Source organism: bacterium (assembly GCA_016703265.1).
Lineage (GTDB): Bacteria > Krumholzibacteriota > Krumholzibacteriia > LZORAL124-64-63 > LZORAL124-64-63 > CAINDZ01.
Window position 1 is genome coordinate 1 of record JADJCK010000007.1, and the last position, 18,277, is coordinate 18,277.

General features: G+C 69.0%; 13 protein-coding genes, 1 tRNA gene and 1 pseudogene. 8 read left to right on the forward strand and 7 right to left on the reverse strand.

Annotated features, from left to right (window positions below):
- Positions 1-2,458 (forward strand): Flp pilus assembly complex ATPase component TadA (gene tadA, locus IPG61_13970; GenBank protein ID MBK6735160.1); only part of this gene is annotated, 2,458 nt, incomplete at its 5' end.
- 93 nt (positions 2,459-2,551) lie between these two features.
- On the opposite strand, the gene IPG61_13975 is transcribed toward tadA, so the two are convergent.
- Both IPG61_13975 and IPG61_13980 read right to left on the reverse strand, forming a co-directional pair.
- Entirely contained in the window at positions 2,552-4,159 is a 1,608-nt protein-coding gene (locus IPG61_13975; protein ID MBK6735161.1) for a carboxypeptidase regulatory-like domain-containing protein, read from the reverse strand.
- A 156-nt stretch (positions 4,160-4,315) separates the two neighbouring features.
- A complete protein-coding gene (locus IPG61_13980) occupies positions 4,316-5,137 on the reverse strand; it encodes a hypothetical protein (protein ID MBK6735162.1) in 822 nt (273 codons plus the stop codon).
- A gap of 260 nt (positions 5,138-5,397) precedes the next feature.
- Here IPG61_13980 and IPG61_13985 point away from each other — a divergent pair, with 260 nt between their 5' ends.
- Positions 5,398-5,700: an antibiotic biosynthesis monooxygenase gene (locus IPG61_13985; protein ID MBK6735163.1), complete on the forward strand. Its 303-nt coding sequence runs from the start codon at positions 5,398-5,400 to the stop codon at positions 5,698-5,700.
- Positions 5,701-5,835: 135 nt separating this feature from the next.
- A pseudogene (gene aroC / locus IPG61_13990) lies at positions 5,836-6,914 on the forward strand (chorismate synthase).
- 30 nt (positions 6,915-6,944) lie between these two features.
- Here the strand turns inward: aroC and IPG61_13995 are convergent.
- The 5 genes from IPG61_13995 to IPG61_14015 all read right to left on the reverse strand — a co-directional run bounded on the left by IPG61_13995 (position 6,945) and on the right by IPG61_14015 (position 12,467).
- The gene (locus tag IPG61_13995) at positions 6,945-7,799 is read right to left on the reverse strand and encodes a TIGR00159 family protein (protein ID MBK6735164.1); all 855 of its coding nucleotides are present in this window, start codon (positions 7,797-7,799) and stop codon (positions 6,945-6,947) included.
- Positions 7,800-7,878: 79 nt separating this feature from the next.
- Positions 7,879-8,655, reverse strand: coding sequence for a dihydropteroate synthase (gene folP, locus IPG61_14000; protein MBK6735165.1), 777 nt, complete (start codon positions 8,653-8,655; stop codon positions 7,879-7,881).
- Positions 8,656-8,765: 110 nt separating this feature from the next.
- On the reverse strand, positions 8,766-10,853 hold the full coding sequence (gene ftsH, locus IPG61_14005) for an ATP-dependent zinc metalloprotease FtsH (protein MBK6735166.1): 2,088 nt from the start codon (positions 10,851-10,853) through the stop codon (positions 8,766-8,768).
- The gene (gene tilS / locus IPG61_14010) at positions 10,850-12,286 is read right to left on the reverse strand and encodes a tRNA lysidine(34) synthetase TilS (GenBank protein ID MBK6735167.1); all 1,437 of its coding nucleotides are present in this window, start codon (positions 12,284-12,286) and stop codon (positions 10,850-10,852) included. Before tilS ends, ftsH begins: the two co-directional genes overlap by 4 nt.
- Before the next feature lie 104 nt (positions 12,287-12,390).
- A tRNA-Met gene (locus tag IPG61_14015) sits at positions 12,391-12,467 on the reverse strand.
- Positions 12,468-12,565: 98 nt separating this feature from the next.
- On the opposite strand from IPG61_14015, the gene ilvC reads away from it, so the two are divergent.
- The 5 genes from ilvC to IPG61_14040 all read left to right on the forward strand — a co-directional run bounded on the left by ilvC (position 12,566) and on the right by IPG61_14040 (position 18,253).
- Positions 12,566-13,585, forward strand: coding sequence for a ketol-acid reductoisomerase (gene ilvC, locus IPG61_14020; GenBank protein MBK6735168.1), 1,020 nt, complete (start codon positions 12,566-12,568; stop codon positions 13,583-13,585).
- A 72-nt stretch (positions 13,586-13,657) separates the two neighbouring features.
- Positions 13,658-14,443 carry a YIP1 family protein gene (locus tag IPG61_14025; protein ID MBK6735169.1) on the forward strand — a complete coding sequence of 262 codons (786 nt, stop codon included), beginning with the start codon at positions 13,658-13,660 and terminating at the stop codon, positions 14,441-14,443.
- Between the two features lie 24 nt (positions 14,444-14,467).
- A complete protein-coding gene (locus IPG61_14030; protein ID MBK6735170.1) occupies positions 14,468-15,796 on the forward strand; it encodes an efflux RND transporter periplasmic adaptor subunit in 1,329 nt (442 codons plus the stop codon).
- Positions 15,793-17,022: an ABC transporter permease gene (locus IPG61_14035; GenBank protein MBK6735171.1), complete on the forward strand. Its 1,230-nt coding sequence runs from the start codon at positions 15,793-15,795 to the stop codon at positions 17,020-17,022. Before IPG61_14030 ends, IPG61_14035 begins: the two co-directional genes overlap by 4 nt.
- Positions 17,015-18,253: an ABC transporter permease gene (locus IPG61_14040; protein MBK6735172.1), complete on the forward strand. Its 1,239-nt coding sequence runs from the start codon at positions 17,015-17,017 to the stop codon at positions 18,251-18,253. The genes IPG61_14035 and IPG61_14040 overlap by 8 nt, the downstream gene beginning before the upstream one ends.
- Positions 18,254-18,277 lie beyond the last annotated feature (24 nt).

The following is an 18,277-nucleotide window of genomic DNA, read 5'->3' on the forward strand; positions in this document are numbered from 1 at the left end:
GGGGGTGCTCGCACCCGCCGATCTCGACTACGCACTGAGGGTGCACACCAAGCTGGCGAATCCGCGGCCCCTCGTCTCGGTACTGCAGGACCTCGGCCTGGTGACTCCGGAGATCCTGCGTGAGACCCTGACGCGCAACCGCGTCAAGCTGCGCCTGGGAACCCTCCTGCTCGAACTCGGGGTGATCAGCGAACCCGACCTGCAGGCCGCCATCGCGCTGCAGAAGGACTCGCGCGGGCGCAAGCTCGGCGAGGTGCTCGTCGAGAACCACTTCCTGACCGAAGACGAGCTGTTGAAGGTGCTGTCGGCACAGGTCGGCTTCCCGTACCTCGACATGGACCGGATTCCCGTCGACCGGGCGCTGCTGGCACCGTTCAAGTCGGGCTGGTTCACGCGCAACCAGGCCTTGCCGTTCCGCGGTCCCGACGGGGCGCTGATGCTGGCCGTGGCCGACCCGCTGGTGAGCGAGCCGCCCAACGAAGCCACCCGCATCCTCGGCCAGTCGGTGGTGCCCTGCCTGGTCCGCCGCCACGTGCTGGAGCAGGCCGTGCGCGCCATGGCGCCGGTGCCGGATTCCGTGGCCAGGCTCGAGAACGAAGGCGTGCAGGTCCAGGCTGTCCAGCGGATCATTGCCGAGGCCATCGAGCAGAAGGCCAGCGACATCCACATCGAACCGATGAGCGACCGCCTCCGCATCCGCTTCCGGCAGGACGGCGTGCTCGTGCAACATGCGGACCTGCCGCTGGAATCGGCGCGGGCGCTCACCAGCCGCATCAAGGTGCTGGCCGGTGCGGACATTGCCGAGCGCCGCAGGCACCAGGACGGTCGCATGCTGTTCGAGCACGAGGGCGCGAACCTCGACCTGCGCGTCTCGTTCTATTCGACCATCCACGGCGAGAAGATCGTGCTGCGACTCCTCAACAACCGCAGCAAGCTTCTGGACATCAATGACATCGGCATGGCGCCGCGAAGAGACCCTGCGCCATATCGTGCGTCAGGATCCCGACGTCATCGTCATCGGCGAGATCCGCGACCGGTTCTCGGCCGACACGGCGATCCAGGCGGCGCTCACCGGACACAAGGTGCTGACGACGTTCCACACCGAGGATTCCATCGGCGGCCTCCTGCGCCTGTTGCACATGGACATCGAGGCGTTCCTGATCTCGTCCACGGTGGTCAGCGTCCTGGCCCAGAGGCTGTTGCGGCGCGTGTGCCCCAGCTGCCGGCAGGACCACGTGCTGACGCCGGACGAGGTGCGGCGGCTCGGCTACCAGCCCAAGGATGTCACCCGCATGACCTTCGCGCGCGGCACCGGCTGCGCCGACTGCCGCTACCTGGGCTACCGCGGGCGCATCGCCGTCTTCGAACTGCTGATCCTCAACGAGCCGGTCAAGGATGCGCTCATCCAGCGGCGCACCAGCTACGAGATCCGTCGCATCAGCGTCGAGAGCACCGGCCTCGTGTCGCTCCTGGAAGACGGCATCTACAAGGCGAGCGAGGGACAGACCTCGTTCGAGGAGATCATCCGCACGCTGCCCCGGCTGGCGAAGCCGCGGCCGCTGCAGGAACTGCACCGGTTGCAGGGGGTGCTGCGATGAGCGGGGGACGTTCGCTGCTTGCCATGATCGAGGAACGCATCGCCGCCGGCGACTACCGCCTGCCCGCGCGGAGCAGCGTTGCCGCGGAGCTCCACACGCTGACCGCAGACCCGGACTTCGAGATGACCAGGGTCATCGGACTGGTAACGGGTGATGCCGCCCTCACCGGCGAGATCCTGAGGGTGGCCAACAGCGCCCTTTACACGGGCCTGTCGAAGGTTGCCACGGTGAGAGAGGCCGTCGTGCGCCTGGGGTCGGCCCAGGTCTTCCGGCTCGCGATGCAGACGTGCGAGAAGGAACAGTACCATGCCTGCGCGCCGGTGCTGAACCGCTTCATGGAGCCGCTCTGGCAGCACGCGGTGGGAGTGGCGCACGGTTCGGCCTGGCTGGCGCGGAAGCTCGGCTACCGGGACCTGGAGCAGACGGCATTCGTCGCCGGACTCCTGCACGATGTGGGCAAGCTGCTGCTCGTCATGGTCATCGACGATGTCTTCTCGGCAGAACAGATCGACGGCGGCCTGACCGACCAGCTGATACGCGAGATCCTCGAGTCGGCCCACGTCACGTGCGGATTCGAATTGGCCAGGAGCTGGGGACTTCCCGAGGAATACGGCCGCATCATCCGCGACCACCATCGGGACGACCTGAGCCAGGGCGGCACGCTCATCAACCTGGTCGCGCTTTCCGACAAGGCCTGCCGACGCCTCGGCCTGGGTATCGACAGTGAGCCGTCGCTGGTGCTCGCGGTGACCGACGAGGCGGCAACGCTCGGCGCCGGCGATATCGTCCTGGCGCAGCTGCTCGTGGCCCTGGAGGACGTACAGGCGGAATGCGCGGATCCCGAGGGGGCTGCCCGCTGACCGGGCAGGCCTTCGCGATGCCTGATTCATGACTGCCGGAACGGGAGAGGGACCGCGTAGCCGCGGTCCCTCTTCATCTCCGGCTTCCCGGTCCTACTTGACGAGCGAAGCCTTCAGCGACTGCTCGACGCCGTCGGCCGAGAGCCTCACCAGGTAGACGCCGCTGGCGGCGGGCTGTCCCGCATCGTCCAGGCCGTTCCAGACCACCGACTGCGCCCCGGCCGGACGGGCTTCGTCCGCCAGGGTGCGCACCAGGCGGCCCGACAGGTCGTAGACACGGACCAGGGCCCGGCCGGCGCGCGCCAGCTCGAAGCGGACCGTGGCGGCCGGGTTGAACGGGTTCGGCTGCACGCCCGTGAGCTGCGTCATCGCCGGCAGGTTGCCGGTGCCGCTGTAGGGGTCGGTGCCCACGCCCTGGATCAGGAACGAGTCGAAGTGGAAGCCGTCGTAGTTGAGCGACGTGTCCGAGCGCAGCACGAACTGGAAGCGCACATCGCTCTGGCCCAACCAGGGCGCCAGGCTCACGGTCTCGGTCACCCAGGCGGCCTGCGCGCCTTCGTACCAGGTGCCGGTCAGCTGCACGCCCTGCCCGCTGGCCGTCTGGGTGCGCGTGGCGGCCACCGGTGTCCAGGCGCCGCCGCCCACCGACACCTGCAGCTGCACGCCGTCCCAGTTCGCCTCGAGGTTCCACTTGGCGCGGTAGGTCAGGTTGCCCGACAACAGGTCCGAGAGGTCGGCGCCGGCAGCCATCGTGCAGTACTTCGTCGAATTGCTGACATAGCTGCCGACCGGGCTGTCGGTCATCTCGTAGGCCGTGGCGTCGGCGCCCGGCGCGAGCACGCCCCAGGTACCGGTCCAGCCGGTGGCCTGCCCGTCGTCGAAGTTCGCGGAGAACGGCGTGATGGTGATCGAGTGGGCCATGTAGACGGTCGGCGCGTTCACCGTGGCCGCGTTGACGGTCACGATCTGGTCTTCCGCAGCGTAGCCGCTGAAGGTGTAGGCCAGCCGGTAGTCGCCGTACTCGAGGTTGTTCACGGTGAAGACGCCGGCCGCATTGGCCGTCACGCTCGCCGCGAGCGAGTTCAGCGGGTGGGTGAAGACCTGCACCTGCGCGGCCAGCGGCGCGCCGCCCACGGCCAGCACCTGGCCGCTCAGGTCGCCGTTGGCGGTCGGCTGCATCTGGACGTTGAGCACCGTCGGCGTGCCCCAGGTCACGGCCACATTGCTGACCGTCTGCGTGATGTACCCCGGCGAACTGAACGTCAACTGGTAGGTGCCCGTGGCGAGCAGCTTGTAGTAGTCGCCGTGTGTCGGGTCGGTGCGCACGGTCTTGGTGTTGCCGGTCACGGTGACGGTTGCGTTCACCGGGTCGCCCGTCTCGGCCGAGGTGACCACGCCGTTGACGCCGTACCGGGCGGACTTGACGTAGTGCATCATGCTTTCGCGGTTCTCGTTCCAGAACGTCGCCAGGGTGCTGGCGGCAGGCCACTTCGTGTTGGAGACCTCGATGGTCGTATCGATGCACCCCGTCTGGTCGTAGCTCCAGTCCTGCAGGGTGCCGAGCGCCACGTACCAAGCGGCGCCGTTCGTGATCCCCTGGGGGAAATCGCCGTTGTACATGGGCAGGTTGTAGGTCGAGTACTCGAGGCTCAACTTGCGCAGGGCGGCATCGTCGGAAGTCAGCGTGTAGGTCCAGTCCACAGGTAGTTCATCAGCAGCGCGCCGCCGTGGTAGTTGGCGCTGATCACGAAATGATGCGAGTTGGCGTAGGCCATGAAGGAGAGGTTCTCGCTCTCGGTCACGGGGTCCTCGCCGGCCGGCAGCGGAAATTGCGGTTGAGGTCGGCGCCGTTCGCATTTAGCGCTGCGTGAGATAGGTGCCGTCGGGGTTGTGGTCGGGCATGAGGTGGATCTCGTAATTGTCCACGAGATTCGTCACGTCCTCGCGGCCGGCGACGCCGTAGTTGGTCAGCAGGTAGTTGGCGAAATCGAGCGTCAGGATCATGCCCGTCACCTCGTCGCCATGCATGGTCGAGCTCAGCCGGATCTCGGGCTCGGCCTCCGAGTTGTTCACGTCGTCGCTGATGACCAGGCCCCACAGGGCGCGGCCCTGGATGCTGGTGCCCCACTGGAACGTGCGGGCGCGGGTGGGGTGGGCGGCGGCGAGGTCGGCTAGGATCTGGCCGATTTCGGCGTGCGTCGGGTAGACCGTCAGCGGGAACGTAAACACCTTCTCGGACGCGGGCTGCAATTCGCGGCTCGCCCACATCTTCTCGGCCGCCTCGCGGCCTTCGCGGTCGAGGTCGCGCACGGCGACCGGCGCCCAGCCGGCTGCCAGCAGGTCGGCGTGCTCGCGGTCGGTGACGCGCACTTCGAGCGCCACCTTCTCGACCTTGCGGTCGGCTCCTTCGTAGGACAGTTCGACATCCTCGCGCGAGAAGCGGCTCAGCGGCACGGCGCGCAGCAGCGCGTCCAGTTCGTCGCGGTCGCGCAACTCGATGCGCACGGGATGGTCGGTCCAGACAGCCGGCTGCCACTGCGGCAGGGCGCGGGCGGTGGCCAGGGCTTCAGGGGTGATGGGCCCGCTCGCAGCAGCCAGGGCCGACGACGCGGCCACGGCGGCAAGCAGCAGGGCACAGGTCCAAACCAATGACAGAACGGGGCGACGGTTGCGATTCATCGCGCAAACTGCCAGGTGGCGGTGGCCCGTGCGGCAGGGCCGTGTCGGGCGCGCCGGACAAAAAGACGCAAATGACCTAGCTCATGATAATGCACCCCGCTCACGGATCTGTCACAAAATGAGTTATCTGCTTCAAATTTATATGGTCACAGGGCAGATCGGGAGGTTCCGAACTGGCGAACCGGACGCCGGCGGGCGACCATGGCAGATGAATTCGATCCTCATTGTCGGCCCGGGCGGCCGCAACCGAAAGGCCCCGCATGTTCATCGCCATGAACCGCTTCCGCATCGCCCCCGGATTCGAGGATACCTTCGTGCAGATGTGGCGCGAGCGCGATTCCCGCCTGCAGGACGTCCCCGGCTTCCGCCAGTTCAACCTGCTGCGCGGCGAATCGCGCCCCGAGGCGACGATCTTCATCTCGCATTCGACCTGGGAGTCGCGCCAGGCGTTCCTCGACTGGACCGAGTCCGACGCCTTCAAGCAGGCGCACGCGAAGGCCCGCGCCCCGGAAGGCACCTACCTGGGTCCGCCGCAGTTCGAGGGCTACGAAGTGGCGCTCTAGCGAACGGTCACGGCGCGCCGACCATTGCGCCGCCGCGTCGCCTCTGCGATCATCGCTGCGGCATCCCGGCTGTCCCGCACGGCGAACCGCATACCTCAGTTCCGGCACGAGGCACCAGCCTCCGGCAGGAGAATCATGTCCAGCACCTTCGGCCGCCTGTTCCGCGTCACGACCTTCGGCGAATCGCACGGTCCCGGCGTCGGCGCGGTCATCGACGGCTGCCCGCCCGGGCTGGCCCTCGTCAGCGACGTGATCCAGCGCGAGCTCGACCGCCGGCGCCCCGGCCAGGGTGCCCTGACCACCGCCCGGCAGGAAGCCGACCGGGTCGAGATCCTTTCCGGCGTGGAGGGCGGGCTCACGCTCGGCACGCCGATCGCCCTGCTGGTGCGCAACCTGGACCAGCGGCCCGGCGACTACGCGGACCTGGCGGCCGCCCCCCGTCCTTCACATGCGGACCTCACCGTCGAGCGCAAGTACGGCCTGCGCCCGGTCTCGGGCGGCGGCCGCGCCAGCGCGCGCGAGACCGTCGGTCGCGTTGCCGCCGGCGCCGTGGCGCCCATTGGCTGCAGGCAACCCATGGGGTGGAAGTGGTGGCGTGGGTGGAACAGGTGGCCGGCCAGGGCCCGGCACAGGTCGACGCGGCGGCGCTGACGCGGGCCCAGGTGGATGCCCATCCCACCCGCTGCCCCGATCCCGCACTGGCCGCCTCGCTGGAACAGGCGATCATCGCCGCCCGGGCCGACGGGGACTCGGTCGGCGGCGTCATCGCCGGTGTCTGCCGCGGGCTGCCGGCGGGCTGGGGCGAGCCGGTCTTCGACAAGCTCGAAGCGATGCTGGCGCACGCCTTCCTGTCGCTCCCGGCCACCAAGGGCTTCGAGATCGGCTCCGGTTTTGCCGGCGCGAACCTGCGCGGCTCGCAGCACAACGACGCCTTCGTCGCCCGTGAGGGCGGACTCGGCACCGCCACCAACCGCAGCGGCGGCGTGCAGGGCGGCATCAGCAACGGCGAGCCCGTCACGTTCCGCGTCGCCTTCAAGCCGCCGGCGACGATCGCGCGTGCCCAGCGCACCGCAGGCTACGACGGCGAGCCGCTCGACCTGGTCGGCCATGGACGCCACGATCCCTGCGTGCTGCCGCGGGCCGTGCCCATCGTCGAGGCGATGGCGGCACTCGTCCTGGCGGATCTCGCGCTCATCCAGCGTTCACGGGGATAGTGGCGGGCCGGAGCGGGCCCGGCTGCGGGCTCAGTTGCGGGAATCGGGGGCAGTGCGGTTCACGCGGGCCGACTCGGCCGCGGCCTCGGCCTCGGCGGCGCGGTCGCTCGCCCGGCGATTGCGAACGCGCGGGCCGGTCTGGCGGCGGTAGACGCGCTCCAGTTCGTGCATGAGATCGTCCATCGACAACCCGCGGCGGATATGCCCGCCGAAGACGAGGCTGATCGCGCGCGTCTCCTCGGAAACCACCAGCAAGATCGCATCGGACTGCTCACTGATGCCGATGGCCGCACGGTGCCGCGTGCCCAGCACGTAGCCCAGTTCCTCGCGCTCGGTGATGGGCAGGATCACTGCCGCCGCCGCGATCTTGCTGCCGCTGATGATGACGGCGCCGTCGTGCAACGGGCCCGGTACCGTGAAGATCGCCTCGATCGTGGCGGCCGTGATCTCGGCGTCCAGGGGCACGCCCTTCTGGATCCAGTCGCTCAGGCGCACCTCACGCTCGATCACGATGATGGCGCCCAGGCCGCGCTTGGAAAGTCGCGTGACCGCCTTCAGCAACTCCTGCTCGGCCGGGATCTCACGTACCCTCCCGAACAGGCCGCGTCCGAGCCCCAGCGTGGTCAGCGCCGCCCGCAATTCCGGCTGGAAGATGATGATGAACGCCACCACCCACACCGTCTGCAACGTGCCGATGATGCGACCGACCACCATCATGCCCAGCAATTGCGCCAGGAACGACAGCACCAGCAGCAGTCCCAGTCCCACGAACATCTGGATCACCCGCGTGTCCTTGATGAACACGATCAGGCGGTAGAGCAGGTAGGCCACGATGAGGATATCGAGGACGTCGATGAAGATGCTGCCGGAGACTTTTTCCCACATGTCGACAACCTAGCACCGGTCCGCGGCGCACTCAACGGTGAATCTGGCCGGCGCGCGCGAACATCGCGCTGCCGAACGCCTAGTCGCGGCCGATCGCAGCCAGCACGTCCAGGAACTGCCGCGATGCGGCCACATCGTGCACCCGCACCACGGCGGCGCCCGCGTGCCACGCCGCCGCCAGCGCCGCCAGGCTGCCGGGCAACCGGTCGGCCGTCGGGGCTCCGCTCACGGCGCCGATGAAGCTCTTGCGCGAGGCACCCACCAGCAGGACGCGTCCCCGGGCCGTGTCGGCCGCGTGCCGCAACAGGGCCAGGTTGTGCCCGGGGGTCTTGCCGAAGCCGATGCCGGGGTCCACTGCGATCGATCCCGGCGCCACGCCGGCCGCTTCGGCGGCCGTCACGCGCGTCGCGAGCCAGTCCGCCACCTCCGGCACCACATCGCGATACGACGGATCGTCCTGCATCGTTGCGGGCGTGCCGCGCATGTGCATGAGCACCAGTCCGCACCCGGCATTGGCGACGAGCGGCAGCATGCCCGCGTCGAAGCAGCCGGCGCTGATGTCGTTGATGGCGTCGGCGCCCTCGGCCAGCGCCGCGGCGGCCGTGCCCGCGCGCACCGTGTCGACGGTCAACGGCAGGTCGGTCTGCCGCCTCAGCAGACGGAGCACGGGCAGCAGGCGTGCCCTCTCGGCCTCTTCACCGATCGGCTCGGCGCCGGGCCGCGACGACTCGGCGCCCAGGTCGAGCAGGTCGCCGCCCTCGGCGATCAGGCGCAGGGCCAGGTCCACCGCCGCCTCGGGCCCGTCGCCGCGTGAACCGGCCCAGAAGCTGTCCGGCGTCAGGTTGACGATGCCCATCAGGAGCGGGCGCGTCGTGGCCTGCAGTCGTACGCGCCCCAGGTCCCAGGCCGGAGCGCGGAAGGGGACCTGCCGGTCCCCTTCCTTCCGATTGCCGCTGCCGTCCACGCTCAAGCCGGGTGGTCGGCGCCCGGCGTCTCGCCGCCGCCGTCGCCGTTCCCGCCGCCGCCGCTGTCGTTGTCGCCGGCCGCAGCCGTCGACGTCACCGCCGCCGCCACGGTCGTGCCGTCCACCGAGTGGTCGACGTTCAGCACGCGCTCGGGCAGGGTCTGGCCCTTCATCAGCAGCTTGAACTCCTCGGCGTCGATGGACTCGCGCTCGAGCAGGGCGTCCTTCAACGTCTCGACCTTCTCGCGGTTGGCGCCGAGGATCGTGCGCGCCCGCTCGAACTGTTCGTCGACGATACGCTTGATCTCGGCGTCGATCTCCTGCAGCGTCTTCTCGCTGAACACGTGCGTCCGCCCGAAGTCCCGGCCCAGGAACACCTGCTCGGAGCCCTCCTCGTAGGCGATGGGGCCCAGCTTGCGGCTCATGCCCAGGCGCGTGACCATCGTGCGCGCGTAGCTCGTGACGGCCTTGATGTCGCCGTAGGCGCCCGAGCCGATCTTGCCCAGGAACATGTCCTCGGCCACGCGGCCGCCCAGCGCCACGCAGATCTGGTCCAGGTACTTCTGCTCGGTGATCGTGTACTGGTCCTCCACCGGCAGCATGGCCGTCAGTCCCAGCGCCTGTCCGCGCGGGATGATGGTCACCTTGTGCACCGGATCGGAATCGGCGCAGGCCCAGGCCACCACCGCGTGCCCGGCCTCGTGGTAGGCGACCTCGCGCTTGACCGCGTCGGTGAAGACCCGGCTGCGGCGCTCGGGCCCCAGCATGACCTTCTCCTTCGCGTCCTCGAAGTCGTCCATGTTGACCTGTTCGTGGTTCTTGCGCGCGGCCAGCAGGGCCGCCTCGTTCACCAGGTTCTCCAGGTCGGCGCCCGCCATGCCCGGCGTGCCGGCGGCGATCCTCGCGGCCGAGACGTCCGGCGCGATCTTGACCTTGCGGATATGCACCTTGAGGATCGCCTCGCGCCCGACCAGGTCGGGCATGTCGACGACGATCTGCCGGTCGAAGCGACCCGGGCGCAGCAGCGCCGGATCCAGCACGTCGGGCCGGTTCGTGGCCGCGAGCAGGATCACGCCCTCGTTCGTCTCGAAGCCGTCCATCTCGACCAGCAGCTGGTTCAGCGTCTGTTCGCGCTCGTCGTGGCCGCCGCCCATCCCGGCGCCGCGATGCCGGCCCACGGCGTCGATCTCGTCGATGAAGATGATGCAGGGCGCGTTCTTCTTGCCCTGCTCGAACAGGTCGCGCACGCGGCTGGCGCCCACGCCGACGAACATCTCGACGAAGTCCGAACCGCTCATGCTGAAGAACGGCACGCCCGCCTCGCCGGCCACGGCGCGGCCGAGAAGCGTCTTGCCCGTGCCCGGCGAGCCGACCAGCAGCGCGCCCTTCGGGATGCGCCCGCCCAGGCGCTGGAACTTCTGCGGCGCGCGCAGGAAGTCGATGATCTCCTGCAGTTCGTACTTCGCCTCGTCGCAGCCCGCCACGTCCTCGAACGTGATCTCGGGCTTGTCCATGTTGAACATCTTGGCGCGACTCTTGCCGAAGCTGAACGCCTTGTTGCCGCCGCCCTGCATCTGCCGCAGGAAGAACAGCCACAGCCCGAGGATCAGCAGGAACGGCAGGTAGTAGGTCATGAAGTGGACCCACCAGTTGGTCTTCTGCGGCTCGCCGACCAGCACGGCCTCGGGGTTCTTTTCCTGGACCCACTCGGCGAAATCGTCGCGATCGGACAGCAGGCGCGTCGTGAACTTGTCGACTTCGCGCAGCGAGCCGTCCTTCACCGTCAGCGACGTCTTTTCCTTCAGCTGTCCATTGACGATCAGGTTGGTCTTCGAGGCGTTCCCGATGTTGCCCTTTTCAACCTGCTCGCGGAACGACGAATAGGTCAGTTCCTGGATCGTGGTGTGGTCCAGCGCGATCATCTGGTAGACCAGGAAGACCAGGAACAGCAACAGGACCCAGAAGCCGGCCGTCTTGCCGGGAATGTGGGGGGGCTTCACGCCGGGGCCCTTGTTCGGACCTTTGGGACCCTGGCCTTTGGGGCTGCGTCCGTCGTTCCCGTGGCCTGGACGGCCGGGTAGTTGACTCATGAAGGGCGCGTTCCTCGCGTCGTAGGGTAATTCCTGCGGATGATGGAGATAGTAACCATCCCCGTGGAGTCCGGCAACAGCCGCGTACGCTCGTCACGGGCCAGACCGACCACCCACAGGATGCCGTCGTCGTCCACGACCACCAGCACGCCCGCGCGCCGCGACACCGGCACACGCGCTTCGCGCAGGAGGTCGCTCACCTTCTTGCCGCCGCCCAGCCCGAGGGGGCGCAGGCGGTCGCCGCGTCGCCATCCGCGCACCCGGAGGTTGCCGCGCAACGCTGATGCCGGACAGACCAGATGCCAGGTGTCCGGATTCTCCGGATCGCCCACTTGGGGCCGTCCAGGGTCGGTTCCGTCCGGCAGTCGGCGCACTTCGGGCCGCCAGTCCTCGGGGCCGCCGTCGTCGTTTCCGGGCCCAGTCACCGTACCCGGCAGGAGGCGGTCGAATTCACGGGTCAGGCGCCGGCCGCCCGGCAGGTCCAGACCGCTGCCCGAGATGCCGTCGCGCAGCCAGCCGAGGATGGTGGCCACATGGACGGCTTCCACCAGGTCCGGCGTCCCCAGCCAGGCGCGCAGGACGCGCCCCGCCAGCGCCGGCGGGAGTTCCAGCAGGGCGGCGATGCGCAGCGCGGGGCCGTCGGTGACCCCCGGCTGCGCCTGTCGCGCGAGCTCGTCCAGCAGCGCCAGGTCGTCCTCGAGCAGCCCCGCCAGGCGGGCCGGGCTGTCCAGGCAGCCTTCGCCGAACACGCTGCGGAGCACGGGCACCACTTCGCGCCGCAGGCGTGCCCGCAGGTTGTCACCGTCGAGATTGGTGGCATCCAGGCGCCACGGCTGCCCCTGCTCCTGCAGGAAGGCGACGATGGCGCCCCGGTCCCAGTCCAGGAGCGGATGGATGAAGGCGCCGGAAACCGGGCGGATGCCGCGCAGCCCTTCCGGCCCCGTGCCCCGCAGCAGGCGCATCAGCACGGTCTCGGCCTGGTCGTCTCGGTGATGTCCGGTGGCCACGCACGCGGGCCACGGGCGCGCGGCCGCCGCATCGAGAAGGAACCGGCGGCGCAGGTGGCGGGCGGCTTCCTCGAGGCCAAGGCCGCGCTCGCGGGCCGCGGCGCGGGGATCGGCGGCGCCCTCGAGCAGTTCCACGCCCAGGCGGGCGCACAGGTCACGGCAGAACAGGAGGTCCTGGTCGGCGTCGCCCGCGCGCAGGCCGTGGTGCAGGTGGGCGGCGGCCAGCGGCGCACCACTCACGGCGGACCAACGGCAGGCCACCAGCAGCAGCGCCACCGAATCGGGGCCGCCTGACAGCGCCACCACCACGCCCGGTCGCGCCGGGGCGGCCGCAGGCACGGCCAGCGCGACAAGCTCGCCCAGGCGGGCGGCGGCGGCGGCCAGGTCCATGGGGCGTGGAAGGGGGCGGGCAATCGAGCGGGACATGGGGCCCTCCGGCAACGGGAGGCGGCAAAAGAGATCCCGACGGGAAAAACAAAGACCCCGACGCGCGCGTCCGGGCCAGTTCCCCCTCACGGCCGGTGAAATGTTGGTAGCGGCTCAGGGATTCGAACCCCCGACACACGGATTATGATTCCGTTGCTCTAACCAACTGAGCTAAACCGCCACCCAACATCCTTGGCGCCCGCTTGCGCGGGCAATCACGCAATTTATCCGCTGTTCCCGGGGTTGTCAAGACAGCCCCGGCCGGGCTATCGTGGCGCCATGGAACATCGCTTCTTTGCACAATATCCGCCGCTGCCGGGCACCGTGCTCGAGGCGGCGGCTGTCACGACCGGGCCGCTGCTCGGTCGCGCCGTGGCCATAGTCGGCTACGGCACCATGGGTCGGGCGCAGGCCCGGAACCTGCGTCGCAGCGGATTCGAGGTCCTGATCGGCGTGCGCGCGGGGTCGTCGGCTGCCGAGCGCGCCCGCGCCGACGGGCTGGCGCCGTTGCCTGTAGCCGAGGCCGTGGCCGGCGCCGACGTGGTGATGCTCATGCTCCCGGACACGGCGATGGCCTCCGCCTGGGCCGTCGATGTGGCGCCCAACCTGCGGCCGGGCGCGGCCGTGGGCTTCGCGCACGGGTTCGCCATCGCCTTCGGCCAGGTCGAGCCGGGGCCGGGCAGGCCCTGTTTCCTCGTCGCGCCCAAGGCGCAGGGCGACCTGCTCCAGGAAATGCATGCCGCAGGCGGGGGCGTGCCGGGCCTGCTCGCAGCGACGGAAACGTCGCCACCCGAAACCTGGGACCTCGCGGCTGCGTATGCCCTGGCTGTGGGCTGCCTGTCCGGCGGCGCTTTCGTCACGACCTTCCGTGACGAGTGCATCAGCGACCAGTTCGGCGAACAGACGGTGCTCTGCGGCGGCGTCATCGAGCTGCTCAAGGCGGCCTACGACGTGATGGTCGAGTCCGGCTACGGGCCGGAGAACGCCTACTTCGAGTGCGTGCACGAATTGAAGCTGATCACGGACCTGCTCCACCGTCACGGCGTGGCCGGGCTCCGATCGCGGATCAGCGGTACGGCAGCTTACGGGGGATTGACCCGCGGGCCGCGCGTGATCGATGCGACGGTGAAGGAACGGATGCGCGAGGTGCTGGCGGAGATCGAGGATGGCCGCTTCGCCCGTGAATTGTTGGCCCGGCACGGGGGTACTGCAGCGCTCGCGGCCGCCGAGGCCGCCGGCCCCCTGGCCCGTGCCGCGGGCCCGATGCTCGCCCGACTGCACCCGGAAGACCACACGTAGCGGATTGCCCTGCAGGCGCCGCCGCACCGTGAACCGTGCACCGCCGGTGCGCGAACCGAAAGTGAGCCCGACATGACCGATGAGCCGACGCTGGACTCGCGCTTCCACCCGACCGGGCCACTCGCCGGGCAACCTGCCGGGCCGGCCACGCCGCCGTCCGGGGGCGACAACCTGGTGGGCCGCCTGCGGGACCTGGTCGCCAAGCCGGGCCGGTTGATGGACAATGTCGGTGCGCGGCCGCAGTGGTGGGTGCCCGGGCTCATCATCTTCGTGGTCATGGTTGTCTTCGCCTGGGTCACGGCGCCCATTTCGGGCCCGGAGCAGATGGAGATGATGCGCGATTCCAAGCTCATGAGCATGATGCCCGAGGAGCAGTGGCAGGCGCAGTACGATGCCGCCCTCAACGTGACGCCGGCCAAGCGCGCGATCCAGGCGGTGACCGCCGGCTTCATGGGCTGGTTGTCGGTCATCGTCTTCGGCTTCATCCTCGGCTTCTTCGTGCGCATGAGCGGGGGCAAGGGAACGTTCCGGCAGGCGCTGGGCGTCACCTCGTGGGCGGCGCTGCTGCCGTTCGCGCTCGGACCGATCATCAAGGCCCCGCTGATCCTGGCCACCGAATCGGTGTTCCGGGTCAACATCGGCCTGGCGGCCCTCATGCCCGGCGGCGAGCCCGGTTCACCCGTGTTCCAGGCCCTGCTCGCCTACGGTGATTTCCTGACCTGGTGGGGCCTGTTCGTGCTGGTCATCGGCTTTTCGCGCGTGTTCGGGTTGACCCGCAATGCCGCCATCACGTCGGTCGTGCTTCCGTGGGCGCTGCTCAGCCTCATCCCGCTGGGCCTGTCCATGCTCTTCATGTAGTCGCTTGAACCGGGGAGTAGCATCGTGAAACGGATCCTGATCATCGTGGCGATCGTGCTCGTGCTGGGGGCAGTGGTCGCGTCCATCCTCAAGGGGCGTGACAAGGCCGAGGCCCGCGTCGAGACCGGGAAGGTCGCCGCGAAGGACCTGACCGCCATCGTCGACTGCTCGGGCACCATCGAGCCCAAGCGCAAGGTCGACGTCAGCGCCAACGCCATGGGCACCATCGTCAAGCTGGCGGTCGTCGAGGGCCAGCAGGTGCAGGAAGGCGACCTGCTCATGGAGATCGACCCGTCGTCGTACCGCTCGGCGGTCGACGCGCTTCAGGCGAGCATCCGCTCGTCGCGGGCCGACCTCGAGCTTGCCGCCGCCTCGCTGGAGAAGGCCGAGCTCGACCGTGATCGCGCCGAGAAGCTGCATGCCGAAGGCCTGGCCAGCGACGAACAGCTGGCGAACGCCCGCACCAACGTGCGCATCGAGAAGGCCCGGCTCGACGCGTCGCGCAACCGCGTCCAGCAGCTCGAAGCGAACCTGGCGGCCGCACGGCACGACCTGAACAAGGTAACGATCACCGCCCCCATGACCGGCGTCATTACCCGCCTGAACGTGGAAGAGGGCGAGAACGCCATCATGGGAACGCTCAACAACCCCGGCACGGTGCTGCTGGTCATCGCCGACCTGGGCACCATGGAAGCCTGGGTCGAGGTCGACGAGACCGAGGTCGTGTCCGTGGCCCTGGGCCAGCCGGCGAAGATCACGATCGACGCGTTCCCGGACAGCACCTTCACCGGCCACGTGACGGAGATCGGCAACAGCCCCATCCGCACGCGCACGGGCGGCAACCAGGAAGCCATCGACTTCGAGGTGAAGATCACGCTCGACGGCAGCCTGCCCAACATCCGCCCGGGCCTCTCGGCCAAGGCCGAGATCACGGTCGCCGAACGCACGCAGTCGCTGGCCGTGCCCCTCGGCGCGGTGACGGTGCGCGACTGGCCGCTGAAGGAAGTCGATGTCCGCCGCTACTCGGGCCGTCGCGCCAAGGCGCAGGCGGCGGCGCTGAAGGACCTCGGCTTCGTCCCGCGCACGGCAAAGGCCGACACCGCCGCCGAGTCGAAGGTGAAGCGCAAGGAGACCGAGGGCGTGTTCGTGCTCAAGGACGGCTTCGTCAAGTTCGTGCCCGTCACCATCGGTATCGCCGGCGAGGACGACTTCGAGGTGCTCGGCGGCATCACCGCCGGCCAGACGGTCGTCACCGGGCCGTTCCGTATCCTGCGCGAGCTGAAGGAAGGCGCCCAGGTCGAGTTGATGAAGAAGGGCAAGGACCGCGGCAAGAGCGGCAAGGGCGCCCGATGAACCTGCTGGAAGGCGTCAGCATCGCGATCGAGAGCCTGCGCGGCCACAAGCTGCGCACGTTCCTGACGCTGCTGGGCAACATCGTCGGCACCATGTCGGTCATTGCCGTGGTCTCGCTGATCTACGGCACGGACCGCTATGTCTCGCAGGTCGTGCTGGACGAGGGCACTTCGGTGTTCACGCTCACGCGCGTGGACGATATCCAGTTCCTGACCGACTTCGACGCCTTCCTCGAATCGCTCAACAACCCCAACCTGACGCTGGCTGACCGCGACTGGCTGGCCGAGCGCTTGACCACCGCCGGGGCCATCGGCGCCTACGCATCGTCCAACGGCGACCTCCGGGCCGAGGGCAATGTCTTCCGCAACGCCCGCATCCGCGGCATGACCGAGGACTATTCCATCCTCGAGGACATGCCCCTGCTGCTGGGCCGGCACCTGACGCGCACCGACGTCGAGATGGCGCGGCAGGTGACCGTGGTCGGCTTCGATGCCGCCCGCGACCTGTTCCCGCGCCACGCCGACCCGCTCGGCCGCCAGGTCAAGATCGGCGGGCGGCACTTCACGGTGATCGGCGTGGTGGACGACCGCGGCACCGTGATGGGCAACAACCGCAACCAGTTCGCGGTGGTGCCGATCACGGCCTGGTTCAAGCTGTTCGGCGCCGCGCGGTCGATCGATCTCAAGGTGCAGGCCGCAACGCTCGACGGACTGCAGGAGACGAAGGACGAGGCCACCTTCCTGATGCGGCAGCGCCACCGCCTGCGCCCGCTCGAACGCAACGATTTCGCGCTGTCGTCCAGCGACCAGATGCTGGCCATCTGGGGCGGCATCTCCAAGGCCATCTACGGCGCCCTGGTGCCCCTGGTGGGCATCAGCCTGGTGATCGGCGGCATCGTGCTGATGAACATCATGCTGGTCTCGGTCACCGAACGCACGCGCGAGGTGGGTGTGCGCAAGGCTCTCGGCGCCCGCCGCCTGGCCGTCATGTGGCAGTTCCTGGTCGAGGCGGTCACGCTGTCGGTCATCGGCGGCATCGCCGGCATCATCATCGGCCTCGTGCTGGCCTGGGTCATCTCGCTGGCCTCGCCGCTGCCGTTCGCGGTGGCCGGCTGGTCCATCCTGCTGGGCCTGGGCACCACGTTCCTCATCGGCGCCGGCTTCGGCACCTACCCGGCCTGGAAGGCCGCGGGACTGGATCCCGTGGAGGCGCTGCGCCATGAATAGCGGCCACTTCATCGTCCGCGACGCCGTGGCGCAGGCCCTGCGGACCATCGTCGGGCACCGCATGCGCTCGGCGCTGCTGATCCTCGGCGTGGCCATCGGCGTCACCACGCTGCTGGCCATCTACACCATCGTCAACGGCCTGAGCGGGCGCATCCGCGACGACGTCGTGTCGTCGAGCCGGCCCTATCTCTACGTCTCGCGCGACAGCGGCACCGGCGGCGGCGAGGCCGAGGAGAAGCTCAAGCGGCCGCAGCTCATGTCGGAACTGATCGCGCCGCTCGAGACGACCGAGGGCGTGGGCCTGATCGACTACCAGGTTTCCAATGGCCGCGGCATGGTGCTGGATTACGGCAAGGAGCGCACGAACTTCGTGCAGGGGTTCGGCTGCTCGCAGAACTTCCCGTTCCTGTTCTCCATCGGCGTGGAGGAGGGCCGCTTCTTCACGGCCGAGGAAGTGAGTTCCAGCGCGCGCGTGGCGGTGCTGGGCTACGGCCCGCGCGAGGACCTGTTCCCCGGCCGCGACCCGGTCGGGCGCACCGTGCGCATCTACGGCAAGCCGTACGTGATCGTGGGGACGATGGCCGCGCGCCGCCACATCGTCGGCGCCATGGGCGACAACTTCGTCTGCACACCCTGGACGTCCTTCGAGAAGGATGCGCTCGGAACAGGCTTCGAGGACCGCAACCTGGCCCTGACCGTGGCCGACGGCTTCACCTCCGACGAGGTCATGTCCAACCTCACCGGCACCCTGCGCGCCGAACGGCGCCTGCGGCCGGACGAGCCCAACGACTTCGACGTGATTTCCTCCGAGACCTACGGCGAGTTGATCGACAAGGTCACCGGCGGCGTGGCGCTGGTCCTGGTCGTGTTGTCGTCGATCGGCCTGCTCGTGGGCGGCATCGGCGTGATGAACATCATGCTGATCTCGGTGGCCGAGCGCACGCGCGAGATCGGCGTGCGGATGGCGGTGGGCGCGCGGCGGCAGGACATCCTCCTGCAGGTGCTGATCGAGGCGGCCACGCTTACGGGCATCGGCGGCATCATCGGCATCGTGATCGGCTACTTCGTCTCGTGGGGCATGACGCACTTTCTGCGCTTCCCGTTCGCCGTCTCGCCGTGGGTGACCCTGGGGGCCGCGGCCTTCTCCGTCTCCATCGGCGTCTTCTTCGGCCTCTATCCGGCCAACAAGGCCGCCCGCATGGACCCCATCGTGGCGCTGGGCCGCGAGTAACCCCGCGGCCCAGCCCCGATCTTC

Coding starts and splice junctions, on each gene's coding strand:
- IPG61_13985 (MBK6735163.1), top strand. CDS start 5,398: ATGTTCATCGCCATGAACCGCTTCCGCATCGCCCCCGGATTCGAGGAT.
- IPG61_13995 (MBK6735164.1), bottom strand. CDS start 7,799: ATGTGGGAAAAAGTCTCCGGCAGCATCTTCATCGACGTCCTCGATATC.
- tilS (MBK6735167.1), bottom strand. CDS start 12,286: ATGTCCCGCTCGATTGCCCGCCCCCTTCCACGCCCCATGGACCTGGCC.
- IPG61_14040 (MBK6735172.1), top strand. CDS start 17,015: ATGAATAGCGGCCACTTCATCGTCCGCGACGCCGTGGCGCAGGCCCTG.
- folP (MBK6735165.1), bottom strand. CDS start 8,655: ATGGGCATCGTCAACCTGACGCCGGACAGCTTCTGGGCCGGTTCACGC.
- ilvC (MBK6735168.1), top strand. CDS start 12,566: ATGGAACATCGCTTCTTTGCACAATATCCGCCGCTGCCGGGCACCGTG.
- IPG61_13980 (MBK6735162.1), bottom strand. CDS start 5,137: ATGAATCGCAACCGTCGCCCCGTTCTGTCATTGGTTTGGACCTGTGCC.
- IPG61_14025 (MBK6735169.1), top strand. CDS start 13,658: ATGACCGATGAGCCGACGCTGGACTCGCGCTTCCACCCGACCGGGCCA.
- IPG61_14035 (MBK6735171.1), top strand. CDS start 15,793: ATGAACCTGCTGGAAGGCGTCAGCATCGCGATCGAGAGCCTGCGCGGC.
- ftsH (MBK6735166.1), bottom strand. CDS start 10,853: ATGAGTCAACTACCCGGCCGTCCAGGCCACGGGAACGACGGACGCAGC.